Below are 17,152 nucleotides of genomic sequence, written 5' to 3' on the forward strand. Positions count from 1 at the left end.
TTTAGAACAGGATTCAGATTTTAGGCCGACCGGGCCCAATATCATCCTGTTCTAGGGCCGCGGCAGTCCGTCCAGGCTTTGCTTTGCTCTTTCCGCCAACCAGGCGGCCTTTTGTCCTTCGGCAATCTGGATGGCGCGTGTCAGGTCTCGTCTGATCGATGAAAGCGGCTCGTTCAGATCGTCTCTCAGTTGGGCGCTGAGGCGGTAGAGTTCGGCGAGCCAGAACGATTGGCCGCTGCTGCGCCCGACATTGATCGCATTCTGCACGGTCGCCAGGGCTTCGGCGGACCGGCCGCGCTGCCGCAGCACCTGCGCATGCATGTCGCTGTGCATGGAAAAATTGTCGTCGGTGCCCAATTGCTGCTGGAGCGCCAGGCCGCCGGCAAAACGCTCTTCGCCGCCGGCTGCCGACGAGGTCATCAGCTCCGCCCAGCCGCAATACATGTTGGCCCGCGCCTGGCTGGCCGCCAGCCCGTGCCGCTCGGCGAGCGACAACATCTGTTCGCCGAGTGCGTGGACATCGTCATAGCGGCCCTGGCAGCGGGCAAGCACCATGGCGTAATAGAGCGCATGCACCATGCTGCCGGCGTGATCGGTGGCGTTCGCCCATTCCAGGCATTGTCCGATCGCATGTTCGCTCGCCTCGGCGTCGTCGAGCAGCAGGTAGGAAAGGGCGCTCTCGCCGAGGCCGCAGACCTTGGCGTCATGGCCGCCGAAGAAGGCCCGATTGCGCACCGCGCTTTCCGGATCGTAGAGCGCGAGCCCCTTGGCGACACAGTCGAGACAAAAGCCGTGTTCGCCGGCGTGGAAGCTCGTCGCCCAGCCGCAGTGATAGGATTGAAGCCGCGTCTCCCGATCCTCGACGGCTTGCATGTCGCTGATGAGAATGCGCGCGCGTGACTGCTGGGTCAGAATGTTGGGGGCGGTGAACCACCATCCCCAATAAACCGGGAAATGCTTGACGCGCACGGCCGAGGGCTGCTTGCGCAGAAGCTGCATGGCGCCGGCATAGACCCGCCGCGCGCTCTCCGATCCCTCGCCTTCGAGCGCGCTTGCCACGACGCCTTGAAGTTCGAACAGGCTGAGCGCGAGTTCGGTGCGGTCGGGGTGACGCCGGGAAAGGTTGCCGACCGCCTCGGCACAGAGTTCGAGCGAGACATTTGCCTCCTGCATTGCCGAGCGGAGGACGCTTGCCTCCGCCGCCGCCAGGGCAAATCGGGCGGCAGCGTCGTGCAGGCCTGCCTCGGCACACTGCCAGGCGGCGATTGCCGCCGGCAGGCTGGGCTTTCCTTCGCCGATCAGGAGATCGGCGATCCGCCGGTGGATGCGGCGCCGGTCGCTCTTGAGAAGGCTGCTATAGGCCGCCTCCTGCGCCAGCACGTGCCGGAACTGATAGGAGCCGTGCGAGGTGGTCGAACGCTCGATGATGCCTTGCGACAGAAGCTGCTCGATATCGACGTCGACGCTGCGGCGGCTGACCCCTTCGAGGAGATAGGTGAGCAGCGAGATGCTGAATTCGCGGCCGATGACGCTGGCAAATTGCGCCGCCCGGCGTGCCGAACCGGTCGCAGCGAGCCTCGCCGACAGCAGATCGTTGAGCGAGGTGACGCCGCCTTCCCTGAGCAGCCCTTTCCATTCCGAGAGTGATTTGCCCAATGGCTGCCTGCCGCGGAAGAAACTGGCCAGTTCTTCCGCATAGAGCGGCATGCCGTCGCATTGGTCGAGAATGAAATCCGACAGGCCGGGCGGGGGATGCTCCCGCCAGATCGAGGCGACGAGATCGCGAACCGCGGCCGCGGTCAGCCCCGGCAATTCGATCTCGCTGGCGACCGCGAGAGATCGTCGGATTCTCGATGTCTGAATGACCAGGATCGGAAGCCCGGCCGCCAGCGATCCCAGCCTGTCGATCAACTCCAGCGTCATGTCGTCGGCCCAGTGCACATCCTCGAAGATGAGGAGCGTCGGGAGACCGGCGGCCTTGCATGTCAGAATGTCGGCGGCGGCTTCGATGACCTTCCGCCGGAAGGCGCGCCCGGAGAGATCGGAGACGCGGATATTGCGCGACGTCGCCGGCGAACGGTCGGCGGTGAATGCGAGGATGGTGTCGGCGACGGATGCATCGAGCTGTCGGCCGGAGGCTTGAAGAGCCCGCATGAGGGCGTCGTTGTCGCCATCCTTCAGGACCGCGGGTTCGGCGACCAGCCGTTCGAGAAACGAAACGAATGGATGCAGCGGCTGGCTCTCCAGGCGCCTGCCGCATTGGAAGATCACGGTCTCATGCGCGCTCGGCCGCAAACTCTCGGCGAATTCGCCGACCAGCCTGGATTTGCCGATGCCGGCCTCGCCGACGACGGCGATCAGGCTTCCCTTGCCGCCGAGCGCCGAATTCCACGCGCTGGAAAGGGCGGCAAGCTCCTTTTCCCGGCCGCGGATCGGCCTGTCCTGGCCCTGGGACGGCGATGGTTCCGGGGCCGATTGGTCGCGTTCCTGCGGGCGCCAGAGCGCAATCGGATGTTCGAAGCCTTTGAGCCTTGCCTCCCGCAGCAGGCTGTAATCGAATTTCTGCCGGGTGAGCTGGACGGTCGAATCGGCGACAAGGACGGAATTGGGGTCGGCCTCGGCCTGCAGCCGGGCCGCCAGAACCGGCGCCGTGCCGACGATCTCATCGCCTTGCGTGGAGAAGACGACGAGCCCGGTGGCGACCCCGATCCGCAGCCGGAACGGCCGGCGCGCCTTGGCCCTGGTCTGGGTCTCGGCCCCGGCCGCGACGCGCAGCAGTTCCAGAGAAGCGCGCACCGCGCTTTCAGCGGCATCCTCGGACTGTTCGGGATAGCCGAAGAAGCAGCATCCGCCATCGCCGAGCCGCTGGTGAAGAAATCCCCCGTGTTTCCTGATGACCGCTTCGGCGCTCTGATGTAACGCCGAGACCGACCGGAAGAATTTCTCCGGCTCGCTGCGCAACAAGAGCTCGGTGGAGCCGACAATGTCATAGAAAAGGGCAGTGACCTGTCGCCGCTCACCTGTAAACCGAATTCGTGCGTCGAGGGTTTTCATAGCGGGGTGCCCAACACCACTGAAGCCATACTCAGGACAGCCGATTTAATGCCTGCATGCAAGCTTTTCGTGCGGTGCTGCTAATATATTCTGCTGTTCGCTTGCGGCTCAGACAGTCTCCGCCATGACAGTACGTCCGCCCGTGCCGCGGGCCATTGCTATCCCGCCAAGCAGATTGCGAAGGTCGGCCGCGATTTTGTTGGCGATGACGCCGAGCGCCAGGCCACCTGATATCGCCAGCAGATGAAAGAGGGGAGCCGGCAGCACGGCCGCTGTCTGCGGCATCAGCAGTTCCGGCACGAAACGGTGCAGCAGGTAGGTGGGAAAGGCCGAGACGGCGATCAGCGTCACGAGACGCCCCAGCCGCACGGGCAAGTGAATGCGCGGCAGGTAGAGAAGGGCGAGAAGCGCTGCGAAGATCGTCAGATATTTGACCGTCGTTCCGATCCAGAGCGTCTCCCAGAAGGCGAGATAACCGAGCACGGCGGCGGCAACCGCCGTCAGGATGATCCGCTGCGTCTTCTTGCCGGCAAGGCCCGCGCACCAGCCGAACATGCCGAGATGCAGGCCCCAGTAGATGGTGAAAATCTGCCGCCTGCCGACATCGAAGAGGAGTGGCAGAGAAAACCGCGCTGTGACCGCCAGCGCCAGGAGGGCGAGCGAGAAGGCGAAGGGTTGCGATCGCGCCAGCCTTCGCACCGCAGGCACGGCGAAAATCAGCGAGAAGACGAGAAGCGTCTGCGCATAGGCTTCTATGAACCAGTAGAGATAGGGAAGCATCTCGTGGCGCTCCGGCTCGGCATAGCCGAAATTGCCGGTCAGCGTGACCGAGGCCCAGGGAACGGTGCGCCAGGCGAGCCCATAGGCGGCAACGATGAGAAAATAGGGAATGAGAACATTGATTGCCGGCCGCAGCGCCTGGCGAAAATTGCCGGCGAGGAAATGGCCCGACTGGAAACGTGCCAGGCTGAAACCGACGAGGAGCAGCATCACGCCCGATCCGCCGGGAATGGGCCAGAGCATTTCGTGATGGGTGATGACGAGCAGGATGGCGATCGCCCTCAGCACCAGATCGGTCGGCAGCGCCCTGACCTCTGCGATGTCAGTCCGTGCAACCCGCGGGCCGATATCGAGCTCGGCGATCACCGTCTGCTCCCAGCCTTCCGGCAGCTCGATGCCAAGCCTGTCGAGTTCCATCGTCAATTGCAGGAAGCGGAGGGAATCGCCGCCGAGCGAGACGAAACTGTCGCTGCGGCTCACATTGTGGGGGTAGAAGACCCTGATATAGGCATCGAGCACGCTGACCGCCGCGGCGCGGCTCGTTTCGCGCGTCGCCAGCATCTCGTCGCTAAGGCCGGCATAGTCGATCTTGCCGGAGGCAAGCCTCGGGAGCTCTCGTCGCGCCCTGACGGAGACCAGGCTCGCCGGAAGATGGCTCGCTTCGACGAGCATTCCCAGCGCCCGATCGGCGGAAGCGGCCTCGCTCACATAGGCCTGCAGACCGTGATCGTCACCGACAACGGCAGCCGCGATTCCCTCCTCAGCCAGAACCTGTTCCATGATATCGAAGCCGATCCGGAGCCCGGCGACCTTGGCGAAACGGCTCTTGCGGCCAACAATCCGGAAGAAACCGTCCTCGTCGCGCATGGCGATATCGCCGGTCTTCAATGCCGCGACCTCGGCGCCCCGCTGAAGATCGGCGCGATCGGCGCCGTAGCCCATCATCACGTTCGGGCCGGCATAGACGAGTTCTCCGGCAACGTCAGCTCGGTCGAGCGGATGCCCGTCATCGCCGACGAGGCTGAGGCTGCCGCCGGGAATGGCGATGCCGATCCGCTCCTCATTGTCGGCTAGGCTTTCCGGCGGCACGAAGGCGATGCGGGCGGCTGCCTCGGTCTGGCCATACATGACGAAGAAGCGGCCGCCGTTCGCGCGCATATGGTCGCGGTAGAGGCGGATAAGTTCGGGCGCCAGCCGTCCGCCGGCCACCGTCATGAAGCGCAGCGCCTTCAACTCGTGGCTTCGCAAGCGCGTCCTTTCCATCAGCTCATAGGAATAGGGCACGCCCGAAAGATTGGTGCAGCCGCTTTCGCCGAGCAGTCTTGCAAAATCCTCGCTCACCACCGAGACGCCTGGAATGAAGATGCTGCCGCCGGCAACGAGGTGGGAATGGATGACGGAGAGGCCGTAGGAATAATGAAGCGGCAGAACGAGCGCGGTTCTGTCGGCAGGGGAGAGTTCGAGATAACCGGCAATCGCACGCGCATTGGCGTCAAGATTGGCATAGGACAGGCGCACGGCTTTCGCGAGCCCGGAACTGCCTGAGGTCATCAGCAGCAAGGCGAGATCCGGATGCAGCGGCGCGTCGCTTTGCCCGGGCCGGCTTTCCTGGACGAGCCGCCAGCGGCCGCCGGCCGGGCGGTAGGTGAAATCAGGCCGAAAGGCTGACAGAAACTCTTGCCACAGCCTGTCATCGCAGGGCGGCAGCATCGCCACTGCATGGCCGGCGCGCAGCGCGCCGAGATAGGCGACGATCACATGTTCCGAAACGTCAGCCGAAATCGCCACAAGCCGCTTTTCCCCCCGTCCCAGCCGCTCGGCAAAGCGCAGCGTCCGGGCATTGAGGTCGGCATAGGAGAGCGTCCGTCCGTCGGCGAAGATAAGGGCCGGGCGCTGATCGGCGCGAGCGATTTCAGGAAACAAGTCGGCGGGGGTCATGCTCGCGCTTCGAATGGCAGAAAACTGGCCGAAGCGCGTATAATCCTTGATAATGTCAGTCAAGTAATTTGCGGCTGCACAAGCTTGGGGTGGCGCAGTTTCGAGCTCGGCCGCGGGAAGGCGGCTTCGCCCTGATCAAGGTTAGCATTGGCTACATTTGGATTAAGGGTGAATGTCCGGGAACGCGCCTCGCTCCGGCGGGTGGCGGAGTCACTTCCCACGAGCAGACGGTTTCTCGAGGCGATTTTCCCGACCGGCGTTACTCGCCTAGGCTGGACAGCAATTCGTCGAGCTGCTCCAACTGCTCCGGCAATGCGGTGGCCGAGCCCTGTAGGGCTTCCTCGAGCGCCTCCTTCGACGGATAGACTTCGTGGAAAGTCAGGAGTGTCCTCCCGCCTTGGTCCTCGAAGGTCACGGTCGTGATCGCGCCCTCTTCGCCCTCGTCGTTGGTCCAGACGATGCGCTCGTTCGGCACCACCTCGAGATACTTGCCGTAGAAGGCCATGGTGTCCGAACCGCCGGCGCCGAATTCCAGCCGATATTTGCCGCCGGTACGCACGTCCATCTCGCACGAGACGAGCGAAATGCCGGATACCGACTTTGGCACCCACCAGCGCCGGAACAGCTCGGGCTGGCTCCACGCCCTGTAAACCGTACCCGGAGGCGCATTGAATGTCCTGGTTACCAGGAGTTCGCGATCCCCTCTGCGCTCGACCGACGTGCGGTTCTCAGCACCACCTGCACCGTTAACCTGCTCAGTCATCGCTTCCCTCCTGTTGCATCTCGCTGATGATTTCGTCCAAGGCTTCGAAGCGGGCCTCGAAGAGCTTGCGATGTGCCTCGATCCACTCGGCCTCCGCCTTGAGGCCGCGTGTCCCAAGCTTGCAGGTTCTCACCCGTCCGACCTTCTGTGTGACGACGAGCCCCGCCCGCTCGAGAACCTGGACGTGCTTCTTCATGCCGGTCAGCGTCATCTGGAACCTGTCCGCAAGACTGCTGATCGACGCGTCCCCCCACCCAAGCTGATCGATGATCCCGCGGCGGGTCGCATCGGACAGCGCCGCAAACGAGAGATCGAGGGGAGGGCTTACATACTGAACCATCTGGTTCAGTATGTAGCCTGTTCGCGCTTGAAGTGCAAGCGTTTCGAGCCGTCTGCGGTGATCATTTGAGGCCGCCGTGGGCGAGACCTGTCACGAGATAACGCTGCAGGAAGAGCGCTACCAGATAGACCGGTGTGATGCCGGCGAGCGAGGCGGCTGCCATCTGGCCGAAATTGACCAGCCGATCCCCCTGGAACAGCGAGATGCCGACAGGAAGCGTGCGCGTCTCGTCGGAAAAGGTGAAGGCGGAGGCAAAGAGGAACTCGTTATAGGCGAGGACCGAGACGATGATCAGCGTCGCCACGATGCCCGGTACGATGATCGGGGCGACGATATGGACGAGGATCCGAAGAGGGCCAGCTCCGTCGAGCGCCGCCGCCTGTTCGATCTCCAGCGGCATGCGCCGGAGAAAGGGGGTGAGAAGCCAGAAGGCGACGGGGATATTGGCAAAGCCGTAGAGCATCACCAGGCCGGCATGGGTGTTGAGGAGCCCGGTTGCCTTGAGAAGATAGAACAGCGGAATGAGAGCCACGATCGGCGGCGCCATGTAGCTCGACAGAGTGAGATCACCCAGCCACTTGCCACCGATGCCGAGCCGCAGCACGGCGTAGGCGGCGGGCAGGGTGAGCAACAGCGTCAGGGCGCCGGCGAGCAGCGAGACGGCAACCGAGTTGGCGATGAACCCTGAGAGATGGGCGGCCTCGAAAGCGGCCGGCCAATTGTCGAGCGTCGGGCTCGTCGGCAGGAAACGGCCGCTCAGCACGTCGTCCTTTGTCTTGAAGGACACCGAGACGAGATAGGCGATCGGCAGGGTGAAGAAGACGAGGACCGGTGCGATCGCGGCAACGAGCGGGATGTCGGAGCGGCTGATCTTCATGCGTCTTTCCTCTCGAGATGCTGGTGAAGGCGGATGACCGGCCAGAGCACTGCGCCAATCACCAGGCTGTAGATCAGGGTCTCGGCGGCGGCGCGGGCGACATCGAACTGTTCCAATGCGCGGCGATAGATGGAGAAGCCGGTCGTCGTGGTGGCAAAGCCCGGACCGCCGAACGTCAGGACATAGACGAGGTCGAAGACCTTGAAGGAGAGGATGAGCTTCAGCAGATAGATCGAGGAGAGCGGCGCCGCCACGAGCGGAAGCGTGATGTGCCGGAAGCGTTGCAGCGGTGATGCCCCATCGATGATCGAAGCCTCGTGGACGCCTTCGGGAATGGTCGAAAGGGCGGCGAAGCTGAGGATGACGACGAAGGGCGTCCATTGCCAGATATCGGCAACCGCGATCGCGAACCAGGCAAAAACGGGATCGCCCAGGAAGCTCACGGGCGCGTCGACGATGCCAAGGTTCAGGAGGAGCCCGTTCAGGAGCCCTCCGGCCGGTGCCAGGATCAACTTCCATGCGACTCCCACCATCACCGGCGGCGTCATGAGCGGCAGCAGGATCAGGCTTACCAGGAACCGTCCGGCCTTCAGGAGCCGGGTGAAGAGCAAGGCGATCAGGAAGCCGATCACCAGCTGGATGCTCGCGGTGACGAAAGCATAGGCGATGCTCTTGGTCACAGAGGTCACAAACAGCGGATCCTGGAGGACCTCCCGCACATGCTGCAATCCGACAAAGCTGCGGAAGGGTTTGCCGAGCGTGCTCTTGCTGAGCGCAAGCGCCACCAGGAAGAGCGTGGGGTAGGCCAGGGTGGCGGCGAGCCCGAGCAGGATCGGAGAGATCCACAGCCAGCGGACGAGCCGGTGTGCCGAAATGCCGTGATCGGCCGTCGTTAAGGCGGCTCGTCTTCGAGCGAGGGGAAAATCGATCGCAGTCATGTCATCGCGCCTGTTGTTCTTCTCTCGAAAGGCGTGCCCCGCTCTGCCGCAGGGCACGCCTTCGGGTCTTGTGTTCCACGTCCGCCAGGAGGGGGGCTCAATGATCAGCCATTGGCTTCGATGATGTTCGTCCAGGCCTTGTGGGCATCGGCGATCGCCTGTTCGGCATTCTTCGTCCCGGCAAGGGCCAGCGCGAGTTCATCGGTCAGCGCGTTTTCCAGCTTCGGGGCATAGACGGCCGTCGGCCAGGCGAGGCTGTTTTCCAGCGCACCGTCTGCCAGCAGCGGCTGCACGAGCGGCTGGAAGGCCTTGAACTTCTCGGAGTTGAGGCCGGAGTGACGGTCGGGATCGATGCCGGAGCCGGTCAGCGTGAGCAGCTGTTCGTGGTAGTCCCTGCTGGTCGCGAGCTTGATCAGTTCCCAGGCGACATCCTTGTTCTTCGAGCCGCTGGTGATCGCGAAGCCGAAACCGGCATTGAAGGCAAGCCGCGGCGTCTTGTTGGCGCCACCGACGGGAATGCGGGTGACGCCCCACTTGTCGACGATCTTCGAGCCCTTGGGATCCTGGGCGTAGCCGCCGAGGTCGGTCCAGAAGTCGATCTGGGCGGCCTTGCCGCTGAGGAAGGCGGGCAGACCTTCCTCGAAGCGCGTCTCGAGCGGCGTCGGCAATGCGTGCGGTGCGGATGCGAGCAGCGACTTCAGCGCTTCCACGGCTTCGGTGCTGTCGAGGGCCGAGGTGCCGTCCGCCTTCAGGAAGTTGCCGCCGAAACCGGTCAGGCGATTGGCATAGGTCGACAGGATGATGACAGGGATCTTCGCGCCCAGGACTGCAGCACCATAGATGCCGTTCCTGGATTCCGCCTCGGTGATGACCTTGGCGTTTTCGTTGTATTCGTCCCAGGTCGTCGGTGGCTTGAGGCCGTACCGATCGAACAGTTCCCTGTTGTAGAACAGAAGGTGGCTGTCGCCGTCATAAGGCAGGCCATAGCGACGGCCGTCATGCAGCGTGTACTGGTCATAGATCGTCTGGATGAAATCGTCGGGTTGGATTTCCGCCTTGTCTCGCTCGATCAAGTCGGTCACGTCCTCGATCACGCCGTCCTCGGCGAGCTGGCCCTTGTAGGTATAAAAATAGTCGATGACGTCGAATTCGCCGGCCCCGGACTGAAAGTCGAGGGTCGCCTTGACGCTGACCTGGTCGTAGGGAACGGCGGTCACGTTGACCTTCGCACCCGTCAGCTTTTCGAAATCCTCGGCGATCTTCTTGCCCGTGACGACATGCGGCTGAATGATCAGGAGGTTGAGGGTGCGGCCGGCGAGCCGATTGTCCGCGGCGAGGGCGGAGGAGAAGACGCCCGATGAGAGAAGAGAGAGCGCTCCTGATGCCAGCATGGTTTTCAGGACCGTGCGGCGGCCATAGGCTTGGTCGATGATGGGGTTGGACATGAATTGATCCTCGGTTGCGACGGCGCCGGCCGCAGGGATGACCACGGAGCGGTATTCCGTGTGGCAGCTGCGTCGGCCTTTGGGGGGATCATTCGACAGATAACTCTTGCCGTTAACCAACAGGAATTTAAAGTACACAAAAATTATAGAATTTATTTTCAAATTCAGCCACACCTCTCGCTTCGAGAGGGGGCCGAGGGGAAAAGCACGATCGGATGCGGTCAGATAGGCCGGTCAGCCAGGGATAACCGAGGGTCAACAAAAACCAGAAAAAAATTCCACGAAATAGTACATAAAAAACATATAATAACTGTTAAATGGGCGTCGCATCGGGATGCTTCGGGGACCACGCCTGAAATCCGGATGGGATCGAGGAATGACCAAGCAGATACACTTCAACGCCTTCGACATGAACTGCGTGGGCCACCAGTCGCCCGGCCTTTGGGCCCATCCCCGTGACAAATCCTGGAAATACAAGGATCTGGACTACTGGCAGGATCTTGCCAGGACGCTCGAAAAGGGGGTGTTCGACGGCATCTTCATCGCCGACGTGATCGGCTATTACGACGTCTACAAGGCCAACAACTACCACGCCATCCATCAGGCGGCGCAGATTCCGGTCAATGATCCGATCCAGCTCGCGGCGCCGATTGCACTCGCCACCGAACATCTCGGCATCGGCATCACCGCCTCGATCTCGTTCGAGCACCCCTATCCCTTCGCACGGCGTCTTGCCACCGCCGACCACCTGACAAAGGGGCGCGTCGGCTGGAATATCGTGACCTCCTATCTGGAGAGCGGCGCCAAGAATATCGGGCAAGGCGGATTGCGTGCGCATGACAACCGCTACGAAGTGGCGAGCGAATATCTGGAGGTCATCTACAAGCTCCTTGAGGGGGCCTGGGAAGACGGCGCTGTGCTGCGCGACCGCGAGAAGCGCATCTTCACCGATCCCTCGAAGGTGCACGAGATCGGCCACAAGGGCCGTTTCTTCGAAGTACCGGGCTACGCCCTGACCGAGCCGTCGCCGCAGCGTACGCCGGTGCTCTACCAGGCCGGCGCTTCAGGGCCGGGCAAGCAATTCGCGGCGGAGCATGCGGAATGCGTCTTCGTCGCGGCACAGACCAGGACGATCCTGAAGAATTATGTGCGCGATGTCCGGGTGCGGGCGGCGACCGTCGGGCGCGATGCGTCGAAGTTCCGCATCTACAATCTGATGACGGTCATCGTCGACGAGACCGACGAGAAGGCGCGCGCCAAATTCCGCGACTATCTCGACTACGTTTCCTATGACGGCTCGCTGGTCTTCATGTCCGGTTGGACCGGCGTCGACTTTTCCCGCTACGCGCCGGATGACCTCGTGCGCAAGGTCGAGACCAACGCCATCCATTCGGCGATCGAGAGCCTGTCGGAAGGCGATCCGAATAAGCGCTGGACGATCAGCGAGCTGGCCGAATGGGGCGGTATCGGCGGCATGGGACCGGTGGTCGTGGGATCGCCCTCCACCGTTGCCGACGAGCTCCAGGCCTGGGTCGACGAGACCGACGTTGACGGCTTCAACCTTGCTTATGCCGTAACACCCGAGAGCTTCGAGGATATCGTCGGCTATCTGGTGCCGGAACTGCAGAAGCGCGGCGTCTATCCGACCGGCTATCGCCCCGGCACGCTGCGGGAGAAGCTGTTCGGCGAGGGGCCCTATCTGCCCAAGGCGCATCCGGCCGACCGTTACCGCGACATCGAAGCCTTCAAACGCAACCAGGCGATCACGCTTGCCAATGCCAGCTGACATTCCAATCCAACCCGACGAGGTTTTCCCATGGGAAGCATCACCGACACCAAGATCGATTACAGCGTCCATCCGCGCGTCAATTCCACCGATCCTTTCACGCCCCGTCCGCGCCCGGTTACGCCGGCGCATGTGATCGGGAGCGACGAGGAGGCGATCCGGATCGCCGAGAGACTGGCCGCGAGCTTCAAGGTCGGGGCGGCTCTGCGTGACCGTGAGGGACTGCTGCCGGTCGCCGAGCTCGACGCCTATTCGCAGAGCGGTCTCTGGAGCATCAACGTGCCGAAAGCCTATGGTGGTCCGGAAGTCTCCTATGCCACGCTCGCCAAGGTGATCGCCATCATCGCTGCAGCCGATCCGGCCATCGCGCAGATCACTCAGAACCATCTGGCGATCGTCGCGACCGTCGATCTCGACGGCACGCAAGAGCAGAAGAAACTGTTCTTCGGCTGGGCGCTCGAAGGGATCCGATACGGCAACGCCTTCTCCGAGCTGAAGAGCAAGACCGTCGCCGATTTCGAAACCAAGGTCGTTCATGACGGCGACGAGGTGGTCGTCAACGGCGAGAAATTCTATACGACCGGCGCGCTTCTTGCCCATATCGTGCCGATCGTCGGTGTCGACGAGACCGGCCAGGGCTATCTCGTCTTTGCCGACCGCGACGCCCCCGGTCTCACCGTCACCAACAACTGGTCGAGCTTCGGCCAGCGCACCACCGCGTCGGGTTCGGTCAAGATCGAAAACGTGCGGGTGCCGAAGGCGCGGGCGCTGAAGGTCACCTCTTTCGACCATCCGACGGTCGGCGGCCCCGTCTCGCAGATCATCCAGTCGGCGATCGATGTCGGCATCGCCCGGGGCACGATCGACGATACGATCGAGTTCGTCGGCAAATATAGCCGCCCTTGGATCGACAGCGGCAAGGCGACGGCCGGCGAAGACCTCTTCACCATCGCCCAGATCGGCGACCTGAAGATCAAGCTGCATGCGGCCGAAGCGCTGCTCGAGATCGCCGGCCACGCCATTGACGCGGCGCGCGCCGATCCGACGCTGGAGACGGTCTCGGAGGCGACGATCAAGACAGGTGAATCCAAGGTTCTGACGACGGAGATTGCGATCCTGTCGACGAACAAGCTGTTCGAACTTGCGGGAACGCGCTCGACCCTCGCCGAGCATGGACTCGACCGCCACTGGCGCAATGCCCGCGTCCATACGCTGCATGATCCAGTGCGCTGGAAATACTACCACGTCGGCAATTATTATCTGAACGGCGTCCATCCGCCGCGCCACGCCTGGAACTGAGCCCAAGATGAGCACCAATGATCGCCAGCTGCACCGCGAGGCCGCGCTCACCGCCGGCCGTCCTGCGCCGCACATCGCCGCCCGTCGGAGCGTCGCCCATCTCATCCGCGATGATGCGGAGGCCATCCGGATCGCCAAGGACCTGGCGCTTGAATTCGCGGTCGGCGCCGCCCAGCGGGACCGCGAACGACGCCTTCCGCTCGCCGAGATCGACCGCTTCTCGCAGAGCGGTCTCTGGGCGATCGGCATCCCGAAAGCCTATGGCGGCGCCGGCGTCTCCGCGGCAACGCTGGCCGAGGTCACCACCATCATCTCGGCGGCGGATTCCTCGATCGGGCAGATCCCGCAGAACCATTTCTACATGGTGGAGGCGCTGCGACTGAACGGCAGCGAGGAGCAGAAGCAGCACTATTTCCGGCGCGTGCTGGAAGGTGATCGTCTTGGCAATGCCTTCACCGAGATCGGCACGAAGACGCCGGTCGACTTCAAGACGCATTTCGCCGATCGCAACGGAAAGCTCTACCTGAACGGGCAGAAGTTTTACGCGACCGGCTCCCTCTTCGCCCATATCGTCGTCGCTGTGGCGAAGGGACCGAACGGCCGTGTCCATCTGGTCTTCATCGACCGGGCGACTCCGGGGCTCGGCTTTGTCGACGACTGGTCGTCCTTCGGGCAGCGTTCGACGGGCAGCGGCACCGTGACCTTCGACGACGTCGAGGTGACGCCGTCCCAGATCGTCGACCATGATGGAAGCTTCGAACAGCCGACGCCGATGGGGCCTTTCGCGCAGATCATCCATGCCGCCGTGCAGGTCGGCATCGCGCGCGGGGCGCTCGCGGAAACGATTTCCTATGTTCGTGCCCATGCGCGGCCATTTTTTGAACTGGCGATCGAGCACGGTTATGAGGATCCGCACACCATACACGGCGTCGGCGACGTGGCGATCAGAGTGCATGCGGTCGATGCGCTGCTCGCAAGGGCTGGCCGGATTGTCGACCGCGCCACCGCAGAGCCGACGGCGGCGAGCGTAGCGGCGGCATCCATCGCCGTCGCGGAGGTCAAGGCGCTCGGGACGGAGGTGGCGCAGCTTGCCGCCACCAAGCTGATCGAGTTCGGCGGCGCGCGTTCGACGCTCGAAAACTATGGGCTCGACCGCTTCTGGCGCAATGCCCGGACGCATTCGCAGCATGATCCGGTGCGCTGGAAATACCACCATATCGGAAACTTCTATCTGAATGGCATCCTGCCCCCGCGGCATGGCGCCCTCTGATTTTTCAATCATTTATCGAATTCTATGGAGATACGAATGAAATCGCTGCTCGGCATTGCCCTTGGTGCCTTGATGTCGGTGACCGCTCTTGGTCAGGCGCTCGCGGCCGACCTGTCCGAAATCCGCATCGACTGGGCGACCTATAACCCGGTCAGCCTCATCCTGAAGAATGACGGCCTGCTTGAAAAGGAGTTTGAAAAGGACGGCATCAAGGTGACCTGGGTTCAGTCCGCCGGCTCGAACAAGGCACTCGAATTTCTCAATGCATCGTCGCTTGATTTCGGCTCAACGGCCGGCGCCGCCGCACTGATCGGCAGGGTCAACGGCAACCCGATCAAGTCGATCTACGTTTATTCCCGCCCCGAGTGGACCGCCCTCGTCACCCGCAAGGATACTGGTATCACCAAGGTCGAGGATCTGAAAGGCAAGTCGATCGCCGTCACCCGCGGCACCGATCCGCACATCTTTCTCGTCCGGGCGCTGGCCGAGGCCGGCCTTTCCGAGAAGGACGTGTCGCTTGTCCTCCTCCAGCATGCCGACGGCAGGCTTGCGCTGCAGCGCGGTGACGTCGACGCCTGGGCGGGTCTCGATCCGATCATGGCCTCGGCCGAGATCGAAAACGGCGACCTGCTGTTTTATCGCAAGCCGGAAAACAATAGCTGGGGCATCCTGAACGTGCGCGAAGAGTTCGCCAAGGAGCATCCGGAGATCGTGTCGCGCGTCATCGCCGCCTATGAGGTCGCGCGCAAGAAGGCGATCGCCGAGCCTGAGGCCCTGAAGGCCGCCCTCGTCGCCGCCACCAAGTTGCCGGACACCGTCATCGCCCGCCAGCTCGAGCGTACGGACCTCACCAATTCGAAGATCGGCGATGCACAGCGTGCGACCATCGAGGCTGCGGGCCTCGCCCTCCAGCAGGCCGGCGTGCTGAAGCCCGAGGTCGACGTCAAGGCCGCCGTCGCCGAACTGATCGATCCGTCCTTCGGCGCTTCCTTGGGCCAATAGGACAGTACCTCCGGGAGAAAGCCGATGGCAGTGCTCGATACCGCAGCGCGACAGCCGGAGAAGCAGGAGATCGAGAGGCGGCCCGTCCGCCTTTCCGTCTTCGATCGCCCGGTCGCCGGCTTCCTCTTTCCGCTGTCGCTGCTTGTCCTCTGGGAAGCGCTCTTTCGTCTCGGACTCGTCGAGGGGCGTCTTATGCCGGCGCCTTCACGCATCTTCGAAACGGTCTTTGCGCTGGCAGTCGGCGGCGATCTCGCCGGACACGTCGCCATCACCCTGTGGCGCGTGCTCGCAGGCTTCTTCGCCGGCGCGGTGGTCGGCACGGTCCTGGGGGCGCTGACAGGCTATTCGGCCATCCTCCGGCGATTGCTCGATCCGACGCTGCAAGCCTTGCGCGCCATTCCCTCCATCGCCTGGGTTCCGCTGTTCATCCTCTGGTTCGGCATTTTCGAAGCCTCGAAGATCGCCTTGATCGCGGTCGGCGTGTTCTTCCCCGTCTATCTCGGTGTCTATGGCGCGGTGCAGGGGGTCGACCGGAAGAGTGTCGAGGTCGGCCGGGTCTTCCGCCTTTCCGGCCTGGATCTTGTGCGACGCATCCTGCTGCCCTCGGTACTGCCGGGATATGTGCTGGCGCTGCGGGCGGGCCTCGGCCTCGGCTGGATGTTCGTCGTTGCCGCCGAATTCATGGGCGCTTCGCAAGGGCTCGGCTATCTCCTGGTCGATGGCCAGCAGCTCGGAAAGCCCGACCAGATTCTGGCGACGATCCTGGTCTTTGCCGTGGTCGGCAAGTTCACCGACACCTGCCTGCTCGTTCTTTCCGCACCTTTCGTGCGCTGGCAGGACAACCATGCCCGGAAGCACTGACATGCTGGAGATCAGCCACCTCGGAAAGATCTACCCGAACGGGGCGCATGCGCTCGAAGACTTCACACTGCAGGTCGGGGAGGGCGAGGTCGTGGCCATTATCGGCGGCTCCGGCTGCGGCAAGAGCACCCTGCTGCGGCTGGTCGCCGGCCTTGAACCCCCGACGCGCGGCGAAATCCGGCTTGGTGGCCGCCGTCTCGTCGAGCCGGACGCGCGAGTCAACATCGTTTTCCAGGAGCCGCGCCTCTTCCCATGGCTGACAGTCGCGGACAATATCGCCTTTGGTCTCCGGCACCTCGACAAGGGGGAGCGATCGGCACGGGTGGAGGCCGCGTTGTCACGAATCGGGCTCTCCGGATATGGTGGGCGCTGGATTCGCGAGCTCTCCGGCGGTCAGGCGCAGCGCGTTGCGCTCGCCCGCGGCCTGGTGACCAGACCTTCCGTGCTCCTGCTCGACGAGCCCTTCTCAGCGCTCGACGCGATGACCCGGACTGACCTGCAGGATCATCTCTCGGATCTCTGGCAGGAGAATGGCAGCACTATGCTGCTCGTCACGCATGATATCGAGGAGGCGGTCGCACTCGCTGATCGGATCATTGTGATGCGGCCGTGGCCGGGTCGCATCCTTGAGGTTGTGCCGGTTGACCTGCCCCGCAGGCGGGACCGCAACTCGCCAGGCTTCGCGATCGTGAAGCGCGAACTGTCGATACTCCTGGAACGATCCCTCGATCGCACAGATGACAAACGTCTTGCTGCAAGGCGATGAGAGACTATCGTTCCATGGCATACCACCTCAGCG

General features: G+C 63.1%; 13 protein-coding genes. 6 read left to right on the top strand and 7 right to left on the bottom strand.

Features of this window, described 5'->3' with window-relative positions; all coding sequences use genetic code 11:
• Positions 1-51: 51 nt before the first annotated feature.
• The 7 genes from CO655_RS04850 to CO655_RS04880 form a co-directional block, all read right to left on the bottom strand.
• Positions 52-3,054 (bottom strand): AAA family ATPase, encoded by a 3,003-nt coding sequence (locus tag CO655_RS04850; RefSeq protein ID WP_097663985.1) that lies wholly within the window; start codon positions 3,052-3,054, stop codon positions 52-54.
• A gap of 108 nt (positions 3,055-3,162) precedes the next feature.
• Positions 3,163-5,772 (bottom strand): AMP-binding protein, encoded by a 2,610-nt coding sequence (locus CO655_RS04855; protein ID WP_097664078.1) that lies wholly within the window; start codon positions 5,770-5,772, stop codon positions 3,163-3,165.
• 259 nt (positions 5,773-6,031) lie between these two features.
• On the bottom strand, positions 6,032-6,535 hold the full coding sequence (locus CO655_RS04860; RefSeq protein WP_097606591.1) for an SRPBCC family protein: 504 nt from the start codon (positions 6,533-6,535) through the stop codon (positions 6,032-6,034).
• A complete protein-coding gene (locus CO655_RS04865; protein ID WP_097606590.1) occupies positions 6,528-6,875 on the bottom strand; it encodes a helix-turn-helix domain-containing protein in 348 nt (115 codons plus the stop codon). Before CO655_RS04865 ends, CO655_RS04860 begins: the two co-directional genes overlap by 8 nt.
• A 61-nt stretch (positions 6,876-6,936) precedes the next feature.
• Positions 6,937-7,752: a carbohydrate ABC transporter permease gene (locus CO655_RS04870; RefSeq protein WP_097606589.1), complete on the bottom strand. Its 816-nt coding sequence runs from the start codon at positions 7,750-7,752 to the stop codon at positions 6,937-6,939.
• Positions 7,749-8,690, bottom strand: coding sequence for a sugar ABC transporter permease (locus CO655_RS04875; RefSeq protein ID WP_097606588.1), 942 nt, complete (start codon positions 8,688-8,690; stop codon positions 7,749-7,751). The genes CO655_RS04870 and CO655_RS04875 overlap by 4 nt, the downstream gene beginning before the upstream one ends.
• A 104-nt stretch (positions 8,691-8,794) precedes the next feature.
• Complete coding sequence (locus tag CO655_RS04880) at positions 8,795-10,135, bottom strand: sugar ABC transporter substrate-binding protein (RefSeq protein ID WP_097606742.1); 1,341 nt, start codon at positions 10,133-10,135, stop codon at positions 8,795-8,797.
• A 376-nt stretch (positions 10,136-10,511) separates the two neighbouring features.
• Here CO655_RS04880 and CO655_RS04885 point away from each other — a divergent pair, with 376 nt between their 5' ends.
• Genes CO655_RS04885 through CO655_RS04910 form a run of 6 tightly spaced genes read left to right on the top strand, consistent with a single transcriptional unit; the run spans position 10,512 to position 17,119 of the window.
• Positions 10,512-11,921, top strand: a complete 1,410-nt coding sequence (locus tag CO655_RS04885) for an LLM class flavin-dependent oxidoreductase (RefSeq protein WP_097606587.1) — start codon at positions 10,512-10,514, stop codon at positions 11,919-11,921.
• Positions 11,922-11,951: 30 nt separating this feature from the next.
• Positions 11,952-13,220: an SfnB family sulfur acquisition oxidoreductase gene (locus tag CO655_RS04890; protein ID WP_097606586.1), complete on the top strand. Its 1,269-nt coding sequence runs from the start codon at positions 11,952-11,954 to the stop codon at positions 13,218-13,220.
• Positions 13,221-13,227: 7 nt separating this feature from the next.
• Positions 13,228-14,490, top strand: coding sequence for an SfnB family sulfur acquisition oxidoreductase (locus CO655_RS04895; RefSeq protein WP_097663986.1), 1,263 nt, complete (start codon positions 13,228-13,230; stop codon positions 14,488-14,490).
• 24 nt (positions 14,491-14,514) lie between these two features.
• Positions 14,515-15,492, top strand: coding sequence for an aliphatic sulfonate ABC transporter substrate-binding protein (locus CO655_RS04900; protein WP_097606584.1), 978 nt, complete (start codon positions 14,515-14,517; stop codon positions 15,490-15,492).
• Positions 15,493-15,516: 24 nt separating this feature from the next.
• Complete coding sequence (locus CO655_RS04905) at positions 15,517-16,353, top strand: ABC transporter permease (RefSeq protein ID WP_097606583.1); 837 nt, start codon at positions 15,517-15,519, stop codon at positions 16,351-16,353.
• 1 nt (position 16,354) lies between these two features.
• The gene (locus tag CO655_RS04910; RefSeq protein ID WP_097663987.1) at positions 16,355-17,119 is read left to right on the top strand and encodes an ABC transporter ATP-binding protein; all 765 of its coding nucleotides are present in this window, start codon (positions 16,355-16,357) and stop codon (positions 17,117-17,119) included.
• Positions 17,120-17,152 lie beyond the last annotated feature (33 nt).

It is taken from the genome of Rhizobium sp. M1 (assembly GCF_002531805.1).
Lineage (GTDB): Bacteria > Pseudomonadota > Alphaproteobacteria > Rhizobiales > Rhizobiaceae > Rhizobium > Rhizobium etli_C.

What these genes read in the sequence shown, in the direction of transcription:
- CO655_RS04870 (WP_097606589.1), bottom strand. Translation starts at nt 7,752, where the DNA reads ATGAAGATCAGCCGCTCCGACATCCCGCTCGTTGCCGCGATCGCACCG.
- CO655_RS04890 (WP_097606586.1), top strand. Translation starts at nt 11,952, where the DNA reads ATGGGAAGCATCACCGACACCAAGATCGATTACAGCGTCCATCCGCGC.
- CO655_RS04910 (WP_097663987.1), top strand. Translation starts at nt 16,355, where the DNA reads ATGCTGGAGATCAGCCACCTCGGAAAGATCTACCCGAACGGGGCGCAT.
- CO655_RS04895 (WP_097663986.1), top strand. Translation starts at nt 13,228, where the DNA reads ATGAGCACCAATGATCGCCAGCTGCACCGCGAGGCCGCGCTCACCGCC.
- CO655_RS04860 (WP_097606591.1), bottom strand. Translation starts at nt 6,535, where the DNA reads ATGACTGAGCAGGTTAACGGTGCAGGTGGTGCTGAGAACCGCACGTCG.
- CO655_RS04855 (WP_097664078.1), bottom strand. Translation starts at nt 5,772, where the DNA reads ATGACCCCCGCCGACTTGTTTCCTGAAATCGCTCGCGCCGATCAGCGC.
- CO655_RS04885 (WP_097606587.1), top strand. Translation starts at nt 10,512, where the DNA reads ATGACCAAGCAGATACACTTCAACGCCTTCGACATGAACTGCGTGGGC.
- CO655_RS04880 (WP_097606742.1), bottom strand. Translation starts at nt 10,135, where the DNA reads ATGTCCAACCCCATCATCGACCAAGCCTATGGCCGCCGCACGGTCCTG.
- CO655_RS04905 (WP_097606583.1), top strand. Translation starts at nt 15,517, where the DNA reads ATGGCAGTGCTCGATACCGCAGCGCGACAGCCGGAGAAGCAGGAGATC.
- CO655_RS04850 (WP_097663985.1), bottom strand. Translation starts at nt 3,054, where the DNA reads ATGAAAACCCTCGACGCACGAATTCGGTTTACAGGTGAGCGGCGACAG.
- CO655_RS04875 (WP_097606588.1), bottom strand. Translation starts at nt 8,690, where the DNA reads ATGACTGCGATCGATTTTCCCCTCGCTCGAAGACGAGCCGCCTTAACG.
- CO655_RS04900 (WP_097606584.1), top strand. Translation starts at nt 14,515, where the DNA reads ATGGAGATACGAATGAAATCGCTGCTCGGCATTGCCCTTGGTGCCTTG.
- CO655_RS04865 (WP_097606590.1), bottom strand. Translation starts at nt 6,875, where the DNA reads ATGGTTCAGTATGTAAGCCCTCCCCTCGATCTCTCGTTTGCGGCGCTG.